The organism is Candidatus Nanopelagicales bacterium (assembly GCA_037045355.1).
Taxonomy (GTDB): domain Bacteria; phylum Actinomycetota; class Actinomycetes; order S36-B12.
Window position 1 is genome coordinate 248,227 of sequence record JBAOHO010000026.1, and the last position, 14,923, is coordinate 263,149.

General features: G+C 65.0%; 12 protein-coding genes. 6 read left to right on the forward strand and 6 right to left on the reverse strand.

Going from position 1 to position 14,923, the window contains the following annotated elements:
• Window positions 1–51: 51 nt before the first annotated feature.
• The 4 genes from V9E98_13835 to V9E98_13850 all read left to right on the forward strand — a co-directional run bounded on the left by V9E98_13835 (window position 52) and on the right by V9E98_13850 (window position 6,340).
• The gene (locus V9E98_13835; GenBank protein MEI2718045.1) at window positions 52–2,526 is read left to right on the forward strand and encodes a helicase HerA-like domain-containing protein; all 2,475 of its coding nucleotides are present in this window, start codon (window positions 52–54) and stop codon (window positions 2,524–2,526) included.
• 33 nt (window positions 2,527–2,559) lie between these two features.
• Complete coding sequence (locus V9E98_13840) at window positions 2,560–3,345, forward strand: HEAT repeat domain-containing protein (GenBank protein MEI2718046.1); 786 nt, start codon at window positions 2,560–2,562, stop codon at window positions 3,343–3,345.
• A gap of 307 nt (window positions 3,346–3,652) precedes the next feature.
• A complete protein-coding gene (locus tag V9E98_13845; protein MEI2718047.1) occupies window positions 3,653–5,077 on the forward strand; it encodes a glycosyltransferase in 1,425 nt (474 codons plus the stop codon).
• Between the two features lie 78 nt (window positions 5,078–5,155).
• On the forward strand, window positions 5,156–6,340 hold the full coding sequence (locus tag V9E98_13850) for an aldo/keto reductase (GenBank protein ID MEI2718048.1): 1,185 nt from the start codon (window positions 5,156–5,158) through the stop codon (window positions 6,338–6,340).
• 106 nt (window positions 6,341–6,446) lie between these two features.
• Here the strand turns inward: V9E98_13850 and V9E98_13855 are convergent, their stop codons facing one another.
• A complete protein-coding gene (locus V9E98_13855) occupies window positions 6,447–7,643 on the reverse strand; it encodes a VWA domain-containing protein (GenBank protein ID MEI2718049.1) in 1,197 nt (398 codons plus the stop codon).
• Window positions 7,643–8,488 (reverse strand): MoxR family ATPase, encoded by an 846-nt coding sequence (locus V9E98_13860; GenBank protein ID MEI2718050.1) that lies wholly within the window; start codon window positions 8,486–8,488, stop codon window positions 7,643–7,645. Before V9E98_13860 ends, V9E98_13855 begins: the two co-directional genes overlap by 1 nt.
• 68 nt (window positions 8,489–8,556) lie before the next feature.
• On the opposite strand from V9E98_13860, the gene V9E98_13865 reads away from it, so the two are divergent.
• A complete protein-coding gene (locus tag V9E98_13865; GenBank protein MEI2718051.1) occupies window positions 8,557–8,946 on the forward strand; it encodes a DUF302 domain-containing protein in 390 nt (129 codons plus the stop codon).
• Window positions 8,947–9,025: 79 nt separating this feature from the next.
• Here the strand turns inward: V9E98_13865 and V9E98_13870 are convergent, their stop codons facing one another.
• The 3 genes from V9E98_13870 to V9E98_13880 all read right to left on the reverse strand — a co-directional run bounded on the left by V9E98_13870 (window position 9,026) and on the right by V9E98_13880 (window position 12,238).
• Window positions 9,026–10,675, reverse strand: a complete 1,650-nt coding sequence (locus V9E98_13870) for an FAD-dependent oxidoreductase (protein ID MEI2718052.1) — start codon at window positions 10,673–10,675, stop codon at window positions 9,026–9,028.
• Between the two features lie 61 nt (window positions 10,676–10,736).
• Entirely contained in the window at window positions 10,737–11,414 is a 678-nt protein-coding gene (locus V9E98_13875) for a peptidoglycan recognition family protein (protein ID MEI2718053.1), read from the reverse strand.
• 62 nt (window positions 11,415–11,476) lie between these two features.
• The gene (locus V9E98_13880; GenBank protein ID MEI2718054.1) at window positions 11,477–12,238 is read right to left on the reverse strand and encodes a Sir2 family NAD-dependent protein deacetylase; all 762 of its coding nucleotides are present in this window, start codon (window positions 12,236–12,238) and stop codon (window positions 11,477–11,479) included.
• A 69-nt stretch (window positions 12,239–12,307) separates the two neighbouring features.
• Between V9E98_13880 and mmuM the strand changes: the two genes are divergently transcribed.
• Entirely contained in the window at window positions 12,308–13,231 is a 924-nt protein-coding gene (gene mmuM, locus V9E98_13885; protein ID MEI2718055.1) for a homocysteine S-methyltransferase, read from the forward strand.
• Here the strand turns inward: mmuM and V9E98_13890 are convergent.
• Window positions 13,203–14,798, reverse strand: coding sequence for an alpha/beta fold hydrolase (locus tag V9E98_13890; GenBank protein ID MEI2718056.1), 1,596 nt, complete (start codon window positions 14,796–14,798; stop codon window positions 13,203–13,205). The genes mmuM and V9E98_13890 overlap by 29 nt on opposite strands.
• Between the last annotated feature and the right edge of the window lie 125 nt (window positions 14,799–14,923).

The window sequence follows — 14,923 nt, forward strand, 5'->3', positions numbered from 1 at the left end:
GGCCTCTGTCGGGCAGGCACCCGCGCCACTCAGGGCGCTAGGGTCACAACCGTGGCGGAGCTACTACTGGGAAGAACGGTTGGTGACGCGGCGCCCACGGCTGCAGCGGATGCGGCGCCTGCGCCGGGAGTGTCGGTGTCCACCGGCGATCTGGTGACCCACGGGGTCATCGTCGGCATGACAGGATCGGGTAAGACCGGACTCGGCGTCGTGCTGATCGAGGAGTGCCTGGCCGCCGGAGTGCCCGCGTTGCTCATCGACCCCAAAGGGGATCTCACGAATCTGGCCTTGGTGTTCCCCGGCTTGACCGGTGCCGAGTTCGAGCCCTGGGTGGATCCAGCCCAGGCTCAGGCCGATGGTTCCGATCTGCCGACCTACGCGGAGAAGCAGGCGACCCTCTGGCGGAACGGCTTGCAGCCCTGGGGCATCGGCCCCGATCAGATGGCGGAGTTCAAAGGGACGTTTGACCTTGCCATTTACACCCCGGGTTCGACGGCCGGGATTCCACTCGACGTCCTCGGCTCACTGGCTGCGCCGCAGGGCGCTGATCTGGAGATCATGACCGATGAGATCGAGGGCTACGTCACCAGCCTGCTGAGCGTGGTAGGCATCGCCGCCGACCCGTTGTCGTCGCGCGAGCACATCCTGCTGAGCAACATCATCAATGCCGCTTGGACGGCCGGCGAGGATATCGACCTGCCCACCCTGTTGGCCCGGGTGCAGCAGCCCCCCATGCGCAAGCTGGGCGTGTTCGAACTCGACCAGTTCTTCCCTGCCAAGGACCGCATGGAGTTCGCTCTGCGCCTGAATGCGGTCCTGGCGGCGCCTGGGTTTCAGAACTGGATCACCGGCCAGCCGATCGACATCCAGTCGATGTTGTGGACCGCTGACGGCAAGCCGCGGTGCGCGGTGATCACCACAGCGCACCTGTCCGACGCTGACCGACTGAACGCCACCTCATTGATCCTCGCCAAGCTGGTGACATGGATGCGGAGGCAGAGCGGCACCACGGACCTGCGCGCCCTGCTCTACATGGACGAAGTGGCCGGCTATCTGCCTCCCACGGCCAACCCGCCCACCAAGAAACCGATCATGCTGCTCATGAAGCAGGCCCGAGCTTTCGGTGTGGGAGTGGTGCTTTCGACGCAGAACCCCGTCGATGTCGACTACAAGGCGTTGAGCAATGCCGGCACTTGGATGATCGGCCGGCTTACGACAGAACGAGACAAGTCGAGGTTGCTCGAGGGCATGTCCTCCGCAGCGGGAGGAGTCGATGTCGCCGCGGTGTCAGACAGCATCTCGGGTTTGGGCAAGCGTCAGTTCCTGCTGCGCCGGGCCGGTGGCAACGAGGTGTCGGCATTCGCCACCAAGTGGGCTCGAAGCTACCTGCGTGGTCCGATGACGCGCGACCAGATTGCCCAGGTCATGGCCGGGAGACCCGTGCCCGCGGCACCAATCTCGCAGGCAGTGCCCGCGACTCCGACTGTGCCCGCAGCTCCGGTGACTCCCATGGCTTCCCCTACGGCGCAGGTCACGGAGGTGGGCGCTTCGCCCGCGCTGTCCCAACCGAACGGCTCCGCTCCCCCTTCAGCTTCAGCTGCGGCCCTGGCCGCTGACGAGACTCCGGTGATGCCGGCGGTGGCCACGGGGACCACGGCAGCATTCCTCGATCCAGCAGCGCCGTGGGCGGGTCAGATCGGGGCGGTGCCTCCGACTGCCGCCGGCCCGCGCCTCGAGGCTGGGGCTGCGGCTCGGGTCATGCTGCGGTATGACGATGCTCGTGCGGGCGTGGTGCATGACGAGGAGTACGAGGCGGTGGTGTTCCCACTGCCCGCCCAAACGGCCGCACTCGCCCCGCTGGTGGTCGACTACGACGACCGTGACCTACTCGCCGACGTGCCGGCCCAGGCGAGGTTCGTCCTGCCGACGGCCAAGATCGACACCAAGACCTACTGGACGCAGTTGACCCGGGACCTGACCGATCACCTCGTGCGCAGCAAGGCGGTGCAGGTGTTCGCGAACAAGACACTGAAGGTCTACTCCAGGCTGGGGGAGACGGAGGAGGACTTCCGAGCGCGGTGCCTGGCTCTCGCCATGGAGCAAGCGGACAAGAAGACCGCAACTCTTCAGACCAAGTACCAGACCAAGTTGCGGTCGTTGCAGACCAAGTTGGCAACGGCGTCGGGTCAGGTGCAGGCCGCCGAGGCGCAGCGGAACACGGGAATGCTGGATTCCGCGGCATCCGTGCTCGGCGGCTTTCTGGGCGGCCGCCGGTCGACTGCATCGATCGGGGCTGCCGCTCGTCGCGCGCAATCCGCCCAGGCCAAGGCGAACGCAGCGCAGGCGAAGGTCGGCGACCTTCATGGCCAGGTGGCTGACCTCGATGCCCAACTCGCCGGGGAGGTCCAGGCCATCAGCCAGGAGTGGCAGGCCAAGGCGGCCGAGGTCGTCCCGGTACCGATCACCTTGGCCAAGTCCGACGTCCGCATCGTCGACCTGCGCTTGGTCTGGGTGCCCGTCTCCTGATCCGACCTGCACGTCTGCTCGCAAGGGAGCATCATGGGCGAAAGCGCGCTCTGGACACTGGTTGTGCGGGCGATCCGGGAGGTGATCGTGATGCCCATGTGGGAGATCATCATCATCGCCACCTGCATCGCGGTCCCGATCATCGTCATCGCCATCATCGCAGTGCTCAAGATGCAGCGGGATGGTCGCGAGATAGCGATCATCGAACGGCGCGGCCACTACTACCGTTTGGTTGCGGAGAAGAAGTGCGAGGCGCTGGTCGATGAGGCGATGCGCAGTCGAGAGACCCGGACTGCGCTCATCGACATCATCAACCGCTCGGGATACGAAATCTTCACTCCCGTCCCGCTGGGGACCCCGCTGGCCGCACGTGCGCAGCGCCTCCTGGCTCTGCCAGAAGCGACCGATCGTGCCATGGGTGTCTACATCCTCAACCTGTTCCAGGAACCCGCGGGACTGGACGCCGCCCGCACGGCGATCCACGACGCCGATCCCGACGTCCACCTGACTGCGGTCCGGGTCCTCGGGCTCATCGGGAACGACCATTCGGCGAGCATCCTGGTCGATGCGCTGAGGCGCGGTGAGGTGGCGTGGGAACGCGTCGTGGAGCGGTTCAACGGCCCGTGGGCGCTCCCTGAACTGATCAAGGCGATCCAGACACCGATCACAGAGAGCACCCGGGAGAAGCACTTTCACGCCCGACTCGCGCGGGCGCTAGGCCTGCTCGGCGATGCGGCCGCCGAGCCCCACCTGCAACGCCTGCTGGGGGAGGGAAACGTCGAGGAACGCATCAACGTCGTCCGCGCCCTCGGGCAGTGAGGTACACATGAGTCCCTGGCGCTCATCCAGGATTTGCTCAGAAACGACGAGTCGCCGCATGTCAGGGCGCAGGCAGCAACAGCTTTGATCCCTCTGCCTGACCGAAGCAGCGTGCCCATTCTGGTGCAGTCGATGTTCGACTCATCTTGGTGGGTGTGCTCGAACTCCGCACGCGCACTGGGCTCCTTGGGTCTCAGGGGCAAACGCGCTCTCGAAGAGGTCAGGGAACGCGCGCCTGGAACCCTGGCCGCGCGGCGCGCCTCGGAGCAGCTGTCCATTCTCGAAGTCACTGCCTGAAATCAGGTCAATGGTTCTCGTCGTCCTGCAGTTCACGCTCTCGGTGGTATTCCTCCTTTACTACGCCTACGTGAATGTGGTGTCCCTGGCGCTCACCTACTGGGGGCTACGCGGTGTGTCGGACTTCGTGCAGCGGCGACCGTTGCGCGTCTATCAGGAAGTCGCGGAATCGCCGCTGAGTACGCCCATCTCGATTCTCGTGCCTGCCTATAACGAGGAACTCACCATCGTCGATTCGATCGGAACTCTGCTCTACAGCAACTTCGCGAACTTCAACATCATCATCATCAACGACGGATCACAGGACAAGACGGTCGAGCAACTCGTCAATGCTTTCAAGATGGTCGAGATCGATTTGACCGCCAACGCTCATATCCCCACGCAGGAGGTTGTCGGGACCTACATGAGCACCAAGGATTCTCGGATAGTCCTCATCGACAAGGTGAATGGAGGAAAGGCAGACGCCCTGAACACGGGGATCAACTATGCACGGTATCCACTGGTGTGCTGCCTTGACGCGGACACCCTGCTCGACGAATGGGCGCTGGCCCGTATCGTCTTCGAGTTCGAGGCGGACCCGACCACTGTCGCCATCGGGGGGATCGTTCGCGTCGCCAATGGCTCAACAGTCCAGAAGGGGCGGCTCACCAACGTCAGCACACCACGAGGCTTCCTTCCCAACGTCCAGATAGTCGAGTATCTGCGCGCATTCCTCGGATCACGGATCGGGTGGTCCACCGCCCGATGTCTTCTCATCATTTCGGGAGCGTTCGGCGTCTTCAAACGGGAGACCCTGCTCAAGGTCGGCGGGTACGACACAGACACCGTGGGCGAAGATGCCGAGCTCGTGCTGCGTTTGGACAAGTTCCACCGAGATCACAAGATCCCGTACCGCATCGCCTTTCATCCGGACCCGATTTGCTGGACGGAGGTTCCGGTCAACGCGAAGATCCTCTCCAGTCAACGGGATCGGTGGCAGCGTGGCCTGGCGCAACTCCTCTGGAGACACAAGGAGATGATGTTCAATCCGAAGTACGGCCGCATGGGAATGATCACGCTGCCGTTCTTCCTGATCGTGGAGCTTCTTGGGCCTGTCATCGAACTGGCGGGGTACGCCTATGTGGTGCTGGGCTTCATATTCGGCTGGTTGTGGACCGAACTCGTTCTCCTGATCACCCTGATCAGCCTGACCACCGGAGTTGTCCTCACCCTGTTGGTCATCGTCATCGAACAGCGCGCGTTCGCCCGTTACCCCAGTTGGCGCGATCTCTGGTACATGGTGTCGATCACCTTCTTCGAGAGTTTCGGGTATCGCCAGTACCTGGCCTGGGTCCGAGCGAAGGCGCTCCTCCTCATGGTGTTCCGCAAGACAGGGTGGGGAACCATGACTCGGAAAGGGTTCTCGGAAACGCCCGTCCCGCTGGCCGAGGACTAGCCCAAAGCGCGCCGCGTCGCGCGGGTGGATCAAGGCTCAGCAGGGCTGATCCCCGCCGAGGCGGAGATAATGGCACTTGTGATCACTCGTCGCTTCGGCCGTACCGGCCTGGACATGCCGGTCTTCAGCTGCGGAGGAATGCGGTTCCAGAGCAGCTGGCGCGACACCGGACAAGAGATCGACCCGAGCGCCCAAGCCGCGCTGGCCGACACTGTTCGCACCGGACTCGAGTTGGGCATCAACCACATCGAAACTGCACGTGGGTACGGCACCTCCGAGCGTCAACTCGGCATGTTGCTGCCGGAGTTGGATCGCGACGCCCTCATCTTGCAGACCAAGATCAGTCCTCAGCCCGATCCGACCGTCTTCTTGGATCATGTCCGTGAGTCACTGCGTCGACTGAACACCGACCGAGTGGATCTGCTCGCTCTGCATGGCGTCAATACTTGGGAGAAGTTCTGGTGGGCGGTGCGTCCGAATGGCTGCCTCGCTGCCGCCCGCGAACTGCAGCAGCGCGGGCAGGTCGGTTCGGTCGGCTTCTCGACGCACGGAACCACCGACCTGATCACGTCAGCCCTGGAACATGAGGGCGACGGAGGATTCGACTACGTCAACCTGCACTGGTACTTCATCACCCAGCGACACCAACCGGCGCTGGATGTGGCCACGCAGCGCGACATCGGGGTGTTCATCATCAGCCCGGCTGACAAGGGTGGGCGTCTTTATGAGCCACCGCAGAAACTGGTCGATCTCTGCGCCCCGCTGCATCCGCTGGTGTTCAACAACGCCTGGTGCCTGGCCAATCCGCAGGTGCACACCTTGAGTCTCGGGGCGGCCCGGCCCTCGGACTTCGATCCCGTCCCGGATTCGCTCGCGGCGCTGGAGCACCCCGAGTTGCTCGCTGCCATCGAACAAAGACTCCATTCCGCCATGCGAGATGCGACCGGGGTCGACCATCCCGATGAGCTGTGGCAAGGACTGCCCGACTTCGCGGTCGCCCCGGGATTCGTCAATCTCCGCGTGATCACCTGGCTGCGTGGATTGGTACTCGGTTGGGACATGGAGAAGTACGCGCAAGGCCGGTATCGAATGCTCGGCACCGCCGAGGACTGGTTCCCTGGCTTGAATGCCGCGCATGCGACCGAGTTGGACTTCGCGGCCGCTGTGCGCGAGTCCCCCTTTGCTGACCAGATTCCCAGCTGGTTGGCCGAGACTCACCTCATGCTGGGCGGGGAATCCGTCGCCCGGCTCAGTCAGAGCTGACCCTGGGCGCAGCCCCACGACTGAAGTCCAGCAGTCTCCCGAGGCGGTCTTTGTCTCACCCGGTCGGCGCTCGCCCGGCAAGAAGGCCCCTCGTCGGGCATGACCGTCAAGCGGTGCGGCGCAAGTGGTTCATCGACTCGGTCAGGCCGTTGACGGTGAGTGGGTACATGTCGATCACCGAGGCGATGACGTCGATCGTCGATCCCGACCAGCGTGATTGGGGCTCCGGATTCAGCCACACGCTGGACGGAAAGTGGTGCCGGAGCATCCGCAGCCACTCGAGGCCGGACACTCCGGTCCGGTCGTCCGGGGCGATCTGGCCACGCTGCCCCAGTTCGTAGGGCGCCATGTAGGCATCGCCGACGACGATCAGTTTGTAGTGGCTGCCGCACTGCCGCATGAGATCGTGCAGCCAGATCGGGTCAGTGAAGTGGTCGGTGTCGTAGACCTTGCCGTAGGGCAGGTTGTGGAAGTAGTGCGTGCGCAGTTCCTTGAAGTGCGTGGCCTTGCGGGTGGCGCTGAACAACTGGGACATGAGGCTGCTGTAGGGGTACATCGATCCACCCACGTCGATCAGCAGGATCACATGCGTATTGGGTCTGCTCGGGGGCCGGACCACGACTTCGATCTCGCCGGCATTCCGAGCAGTCGCATCGATGGTGCGTTCGATGTCGAGTTCGACGTCGGCTCCCTCGCGGACGAATGCCCGCAGGCGACGAAGCGCGACCTCCATCTGGCGGATGTCCAGCACGACGTCGGAACGGTAGCCCTGGTATTGCCGGGCATCAGCGGTGTGGAACGCCATGCGACCACCCCCCGAACTGCCGGTGCTGATCCCACCGGGCGCGAACCCCGCTTCTCCGAACGGTGACGTACCCGACGTGCCGATCCACGTATCACCCCCGTCATGGCGTTCGGTCTGTTCCCGTTTGCGCTGCTCGAACAACTCGCGCAATTCGTCGATGTCGATCGAATCGATGAACTCCTGTTCATCGATGCCCAACTCCGCCAGTTCCGCGCGAGCTTCGTCGAGCCACTGCCGCAGTTCGTCAGTGAGGGTAAGGGCTGCGTCGTCGATTCCCTTGTACTCCGCCAGGAACGCCCGATCGAACGCGTCCAGATGCCCTTCGTGGTGGATCAGGATCGAGCGGGCCAAGAAGTAGTAGCCGTCCAGCGATTCGTTGTGCAGCCCGGCTTCCAGGGCATCGGCCAGTGCAACCGCTTCCTGCGCCCCGACGGGAACCCCGAGCTGACGCAGCCGGTAGATCAGCGGAACGAAGAAGGGGCGGGTGCGGTCGGTCATCACATGAAGCGGCGTCGGTTGCGGCCGTTGGCATCGTCGTCAAAGGTCCGCAGATCCTGTTCCTTCTTCAGCAGCGTGCCGAGGAAGGGCGTGTTTGCGTCTTGGGTGACTTCCGTGACCCCCATGGACTGCAGCATCGCGATCCAGTCGATCAACTCGCTGGTGCTGGGGCGTTTGCGCAGCCGGTCCATGTCGCGAACTCCGTAGAACACGTCAAGGGCGTTTTGCAGCAGTTGCTCGTCGAGGCCGGGATGGTGCACCTCGACGATGCGGCTCATCAGATCCCGGTCGGGGAAGTCGATGAAGTGGAACACACAGCGGCGTAGGAACGCATCGGGCAATTCCTTCTCGGCATTAGAGGTGATCACGACGATGGGTCGCCGGCGGGCAGCAACGACGTCGCCGGTCTCGGCCACGGTGAATCGCATGCGATCCAGCTCGTGCAGCAAGTCGTTCGGGAACTCGATGTCTGCCTTGTCGATCTCGTCGATCAGCAGCACCGCTCGGCGCTCGGATTGGAACGCGCGCCCCACCGGACCCATGTGGATGTACTCACGGATATCGCGAACGTCATGGTCGCCGAACCTACTGTCGTAGAGCCGCTGCACGGTGTCGTAGTGATACAAACCGTCCTGTGCGCGGGTGGTGGACTTGATGTGCCAGGTGATCAGGTCCAGGCCCTCGGCCTCGGCGATCGCCTCGGCCAGCAAGGTCTTGCCCGTGCCCGGTTCGCCGCGCACGAGCAGTGGTTTCTCGAGCACCAGCGCAGCGTGAACCGCGGCCTCGAGAGCGGCGTTGGTCAGGTAGGAATCGGTGCCGGAGAATCCGGTGGGTGTGTCGGTCACCGGGTCAGTTTACGTCGCGATCTTCCGGGCCTGTGGGCACTGGCCGCGGACTCGCGTAGCGTGAGGACATGGCTTTCGGAACATCGATCACTGTGGACCAACCGTTCGACGAAGCGCTCGCCGCGACCCGCGAAGTGCTCGCCCGCCAGGGATTCGGTGTCATCACCGAGATCGACATGCAGGCGACCATGAAGAACAAGTTGGGGGAGGAGTATGCGCCGTTCGTGATCCTCGGGGCCTGCAACCCGAACTTCGCACACCAAGCCCTCGGGGTCGATCCTTCCGTCGCGACACTGCTGCCCTGCAATGTCGTAGTACGCGAAGAAGGCGGAGCCGTCGAGATCTCGACACTCGACCCCCAGTTGCTGGTGCAGGCGACGGGCACTGACGAGTTGGCACCGCTGGCCGGGCAGTTGACCGACTTGCTCGCCGCCGCATTCGCCGACCTGGCGACCTGACTGCCGGGGGGCGTGACTGCGTCCCTACTCACCCCCCCTGCACCGAGGCGCCGACGCGCCGACGCGCCGACCCACGGGCTTACTCCGCGCTCTCGCGCTCGATCTTCAGCCACGCCTTCATGGTGGCCATACCGCCGGCCAAGGTCGCCGCTTCGAATCCGCGCTGGGTGAGTACCCGAGCCGCCAGGTAGGACCGGAATCCACTCGCGCAGTAGGCGTAGACCGGCCGGCCGGTGGGGATCTCGTCGAGACGCTCCCGAAGTTCCGTGTGGGGGATGTTGATGCTGTCGGCGAGGGCGCTGCGGGCGTGTTCGCGAGGGGTGCGGACATCCAGCAGCACGGATGCGGGGGGCAGCATGGGGAGATCCTCCCCGTACCAGAACGTCACATCACCGCGAAGCAGGTTCTGGGCCATGAAACCGGCCATGTTGATCGGGTCTTTTGCCGAGCCGAAGGGCGGCGCATAGGCGAGTTCCAGTTCCGCGAGGTCGTCGACGTTCATTCCGGCCCTGATCGCGGTGGCGATCACGTCGATGCGTTTGTCGACTCCCGATCGGCCGACTCCTTGAGCGCCCAGGACTCTGCCGTCGGGAGAGAAGAGCAACTTGAAATGGATGGCGGAGGCGCCTGGGTAGTACCCGGCATGGTCGTTCGGATGCAGATACACCTTGTGATGCGGGACGCCCTGTGCCGTCAGAACCTTCTCCGACGCCCCCGTGGTCGCCGCCGTCACTGTGAAGACGCGAACGATGGCAGTGCCCAGTGCCGGCGGGCGATGGTCCTGTCGTCCGAACAAGTGGTCCGCCGCCGCACGGCCTTGACGATTCGCCAAGCCGGCGAGGGGGACGACACCCACCTGGTCCGTGACCGCGTTCGTCACCTCCACGGAGTCGCCGACCGCGTAGATGTGCGGATCGCTGGTCAGGCTGTGTTCATCGACCCGGATGGCATCACGCACGCCCAGTTCCAGGCCGGCGGCGGCGGCCAGGTCGCTCTCGGGACGGACCCCAATGGCCAACACGACCAGGTCCGCGGCGATGCGGGAACCATCGGACAGCGTCACATCCGCGGCGTCGATGGATGTTGCGCTCACTCCCAGTCGGACATCGACTCCGGCCCGCGCTAGTTCCGATTGCACGGTTCGAGCCATCTCCGGGTCCAGCGGTGACAGGACTTGATCGGCCAGGTCCACCAACGTGACAGTGACTCCGCGATGAACGAGCGCCTCGGCCATCTCCAGCCCGATGAACCCTGCCCCCAAAATCGCGGCGGTCCGTGCGCCGCCGTCGACCAAAGTCGCGATCGCGTCCACATCGGGTACCGAACGCAGCACGTGGGTGCGCGAGCGCACGGCGGCCTGATCCAGGCCTTCGATGGGGGGGACGATCGGGGCGGCGCCCGTGCTGAGTACCAGCACGTCATACGGTTCGACCTGCGTGCCGGTCGCTGATCGAACAGTGATCGTGCGGGACTCGCGATCAATACCGACTACCTCATGGCCGATCCGGACGTCCAGATTCAGCGACTCCGCCAGTGTCTGCGGAGTGTGCAGCAACAGGTCCTCGCGGCGGCTGATCTCACCGGCCACGTAGTAGGGCAGGCCACAGTTGGCGAAGGAGACATACGGGTCACGTTCGAAAACCACGATCTCCGCCGACTCGTCCAAGCGTCGGGCGCGAGCAGCGAAACTCATCCCCCCAGCCACACCACCGACGACCAGAATCCGCATGAAACCCTCCACAGCGTCCACTCGGGTGTACCCCAAGGGGTATACGGGAAACGCCGGCGGCTCAGCCGCCGGACTCGATCCGGCGCACTCGGGCGCGACCCTCGGCAGCGGGCAGCGTGCGCATCGAGGCGTCACCGCGCGCGAGCAGCGCCTCCACCCGCTCGGTCAGACGATCGTCTCGGATGATCTGCTGCAGTCGACTGCCGGGGCACGCGGTCTGATCTGAGTAGTTGCGGTGTCCCGCGATGGTGCTGGGATCAAGTCCCCAACGGTCGGCAGCCGCTGCCATGAGGCGGGCGACGGACGTCATCATCGCCGCGGGGGGCCGTTGGGTCTGGTAGTCACCCTCGCAGCAGATGAGGAGGTGGCCCGTCGGGTCGTACTCGGTTTGGGTGTCGCCCCGGAATCTCGCGTCGCGGCCTTGGTAGATGTTTCCCCGTCGGTCGATCAGATAGTGGTAGTCGATGTCCGGGTGCCCGATGGACAGATGCCATTGCTGGTGCTGACGCACTCGAGCCGGGCCGAGAGTGTTGTCCGTCAGTCGAACGCCCGAATGATGCAGGGTGATGCGCTCGAGCGAGTGGCGTCGAAGTCCGTCGCGGACAGGGCGGGCGCCCCATGCCGAGCGGCCGATCACCTCGACACCACTGGCAGCTGCAGGGGCGACGTCGGCGCGCGAGCCCCACGCGGCAGCCATGGGGCCCAACGCCGCGGCCACCAGAAACGATCGACGGTCCACGGTTCCTCCTGTCGCTCGATGATACGGGTCCGCGGAAAGGCCGGGGCGCAGGGAACGTTTGGTCATCGGTCGGCAAGCGCCTGCGTGATCAAGGTCAACGTCGGTCCGATGCGATCGTGGATGACGACATCCGCCCCGGCGTCGGCATGCGTCGGATCGCCGTTGATCACAACCAGCGGGGAGCCGCCCTGCACGGCCAAAGTGGCGAGAGAAGCTGCCGGTTGCACCGTTAACGTCGACCCGATCGCGAAGGCGATGTCACAGGCCATCGCCGCCTCCTGGGCGGCAGTCCAGGTCTGGATGGGGAGTGCCTGACCGAAAGCGACCGTCCCGGTCTTGAGTATCCCGCCGCAGTCCTCACAGGTGGGGTCCGGATCGCCGGACTCCACCCGGGCGAACACCTCCGAGATCGGCCGGCGATCGTCGCAGTCCAGGCACATCGACTCCCAATACGAGCCGTGCAGTTCCAGGACCTCAGAGCTGCCGGCACGCTGCTGCAGGCCGTCGATGTTCTGGGTCGCCACCGTCACCCGCCGCTTGCCCTCCCAGGCCGCGATAGAGCCGTGTCCGGCGTTCGGTCGGGAGGTGCGGATCTCACTGGCCATCCGCATCCGCCACGCATCACTGCGCAGCTGCGCATCCGCCCGGTAGGCGTCAAGGTCGAACATTCGTTGTGCCTGTGGGTTGCGGGTCCACAGTCCGTCTGGACCCCGGAAGTCCGGGATGCCTGACTCGGTTCCCATCCCTGCCCCAGCCAGGACAAAGACATGAGCAGCGTCGGACAGCAGCTGCGCGGCGGCGTGCACAGGCGCTGGATCGGCCATCACGCGAGCCTCGAGAGGGTCGCCGTGGCAGAGGTCGAGTCGGTCACCCTGCGAGGGTACGGTCAAGCCATGACCCGGTGGGACGAACTCTTGGCTGCGATGCCGGTGGCGATCGACGGTGGCCTGGCATCCGAGCTGGAGGCTCGCGGCCACGATCTCACGGGTACTTTGTGGTCTGCGCGGCTGCTTGCCGACGACCCCCAGGCGATCGTGGACGTCCACCGCGCCTACTTCGCCGCCGGAGCCACCGTGGGTGTGTCCGCTTCGTATCAGGCGTCCCGGGCCGGTTTCGTCCGGCACGGGCGCAGTGAGGAGCAGGCCGACGAACTGCTCGCGCTGTCGGTCGATCTGGTGCGGCGGGGACGGGAACTGGCCCGCGGGGATGGCGCCGACCAGCCCATGCTGGTGGCTGCGTCGGTCGGGCCCTACGGCGCCACTTTGCATGACGGATCGGAGTACCGCGGGAACTATGGGGTGCCACATGAGGACCTCGTGGCATTCCATTCCGAACGCATCGCGGTGCTCGTGGCAGCGGAGCCGGATCTGCTCGCAGTCGAGACTGTCCCCGACATCGACGAGGCCCGCGCGATCGTCGCGGCACTCGATGCCGCGGGTGGCGGGCTGCCCACTTGGCTGTCGTTCTCGTGCGCTGACAGTGCCACCACGTGTGCCGGTCAACCGATCGAGCGGGCGGCCGAACTGGTCGCGGAGGCGGATTCAGTGGCCGCGATAGGCGTCAACTGCACTGCCCCCGAACACATCGAGGAGTTGATCGGCCGTATCCGCAGGACCGCTGCGGATCTGCCCGTCGTCGTGTATCCCAACGCCGGTCGAGTCTGGGACGGTCAGGCCTCCGTCTGGCGCGGTGAGGGCGCGGACGTGTTCCCGCCAGAGGCGATCCAGGACTGGCTCGCTGCCGGCGCTGCGCTGGTCGGTGGCTGCTGCGGGCTGGGCCCGGATGCAATCAGAGGCGTGGTTGACGTGGTCCGATGAACTTCGGGAACTCGTGCCGGCTGCTCGAGACGCTCGTGGGTCGGCTCGTCGAGCGACATGTGGCGTCCGCCCGGTTGCCCTTCTTGCGGGTCGGCAGGTCCCCCGACGACAGGTAGCGAGTGATCCAGTTGCGGGTGCAGGAGTTGCCCAGACTGTCGGCGTGTGTGGCGCCGCCCTTGATCTCCACCAGGGCCGAGCGGGGGAACAGCCGGCGCACCGTCAAACTGCCGCTGAACGGAGTGGCCCCGTCATGCGTGCCGCTGACCAGAAGGATGGGCGGCACGGCTGTGCCATCGACGTCCACCCGCGGGCCAGGGCTGGCGGGCCAGGTGCGGCAGGGGGCGTTGAACCACGCGTTCATCCACGCGACCTGGGGAGCCTTCTGATAGGTGGCCCAGTTGTCCCGAGACCAGGTGGACCACGCAGTCGGCCATGGAGCATCGGTGCACTGAACGGCCAAGTAGACGGCGAACCCGTTGTCATCGCCGAAACCGACAGTGCCCTTGTACGCCTGGACGAGGGCACCACCGTTCTTGCGTCGGGCGTAGTTCGAGAACAGAGATGCCATCGGCGACCAGAACGATTCGGAATAGGTCACCTGGTTGAAGATGTCGGTCCACTCCGACGGTCCGACCTTGCCCTTGGCCGGCTTGTCATCCAAGGCGTTCTCGATCTGTAGGTATCGCTTCGTGACGGCCTTGCGGGTCTTGCCCAGTCGGTACGTGTTGTGTTTGTCCGCGATCCAACTGAACCACTTGTTCAGGACCTTCTGCATGGCGATGTCCTGGTCGAGGTTGACCTGGTAGAACACGCCCTCGGGATCGACGTTGGAGTCGAAGATCATCCGGTCGACCCGCTCGGGGTGCTGTGTCGCGTAGACCTGACCCAGGTAGGTGCCGTACGAGAAGCCGAAGTAGTTGATGGTCTCCACTCCGAGTGCCATCCGGATGGACTCCATGTCCGCCACCGAGTCGGTGGTGCGGATGTGGTCGAGGATGGCACCGTTGCGGCGGCAGTCGTCGGCGTAGTTCTCCGAGCGGCGCAACCACTTGTCCAGAATCCGTTGGGGTCGTGGGAAGTAGTTCGGGCGATCGAAGCCGAAGTAGTCGCTGTCGCAGGTCACCCGGGGCCGACTGGCCCCGACGCCGCGAGGATCGAACCCGATCCAGTCGTAGCGGCGGCTCACCCGGCTGGGCAGGGACTCGTTCACCAGCGACATCGTCAGTCCCGCGCCGCCCGGTCCCCCGGGGTTCAGCAGCATGACACCGCGGTAGTCCGCCTCCGAGGACGTGTGTCGAATTCGCGACAGTGCCAGGCTCACGGTGGGGCCACTCGGATCGGTCCGGTCCATCGGGACGCGCAGAGTGGCGCACCTCGCACCGCTGAGCGACAGTGCGCGATTACGACACCTCCCCCAGTCGAGGCTGTCTGTGGCGGAGACGGTGGTGGTAGTGGTGGCGGTCGGCTCCGCCGGTGCGGTTTCGGCTGCCGACGCCACCGCAGCGGTGACCGGGAGGGACAGAGCGAGACAGGTGACCAGAATCACGGGTGTGCGGAGAGTGGGCAACGGGGCCTCCTTGTGAGCCTCCACTGTACTGACGCCGCCCGCCTGTGATCGGTTCCCGGTCAACGGGCTTCCGCGGGCCGTCTTTGCCACAGTGGTGCGGCACGGGAGTGGTGCGGCACGGGCCG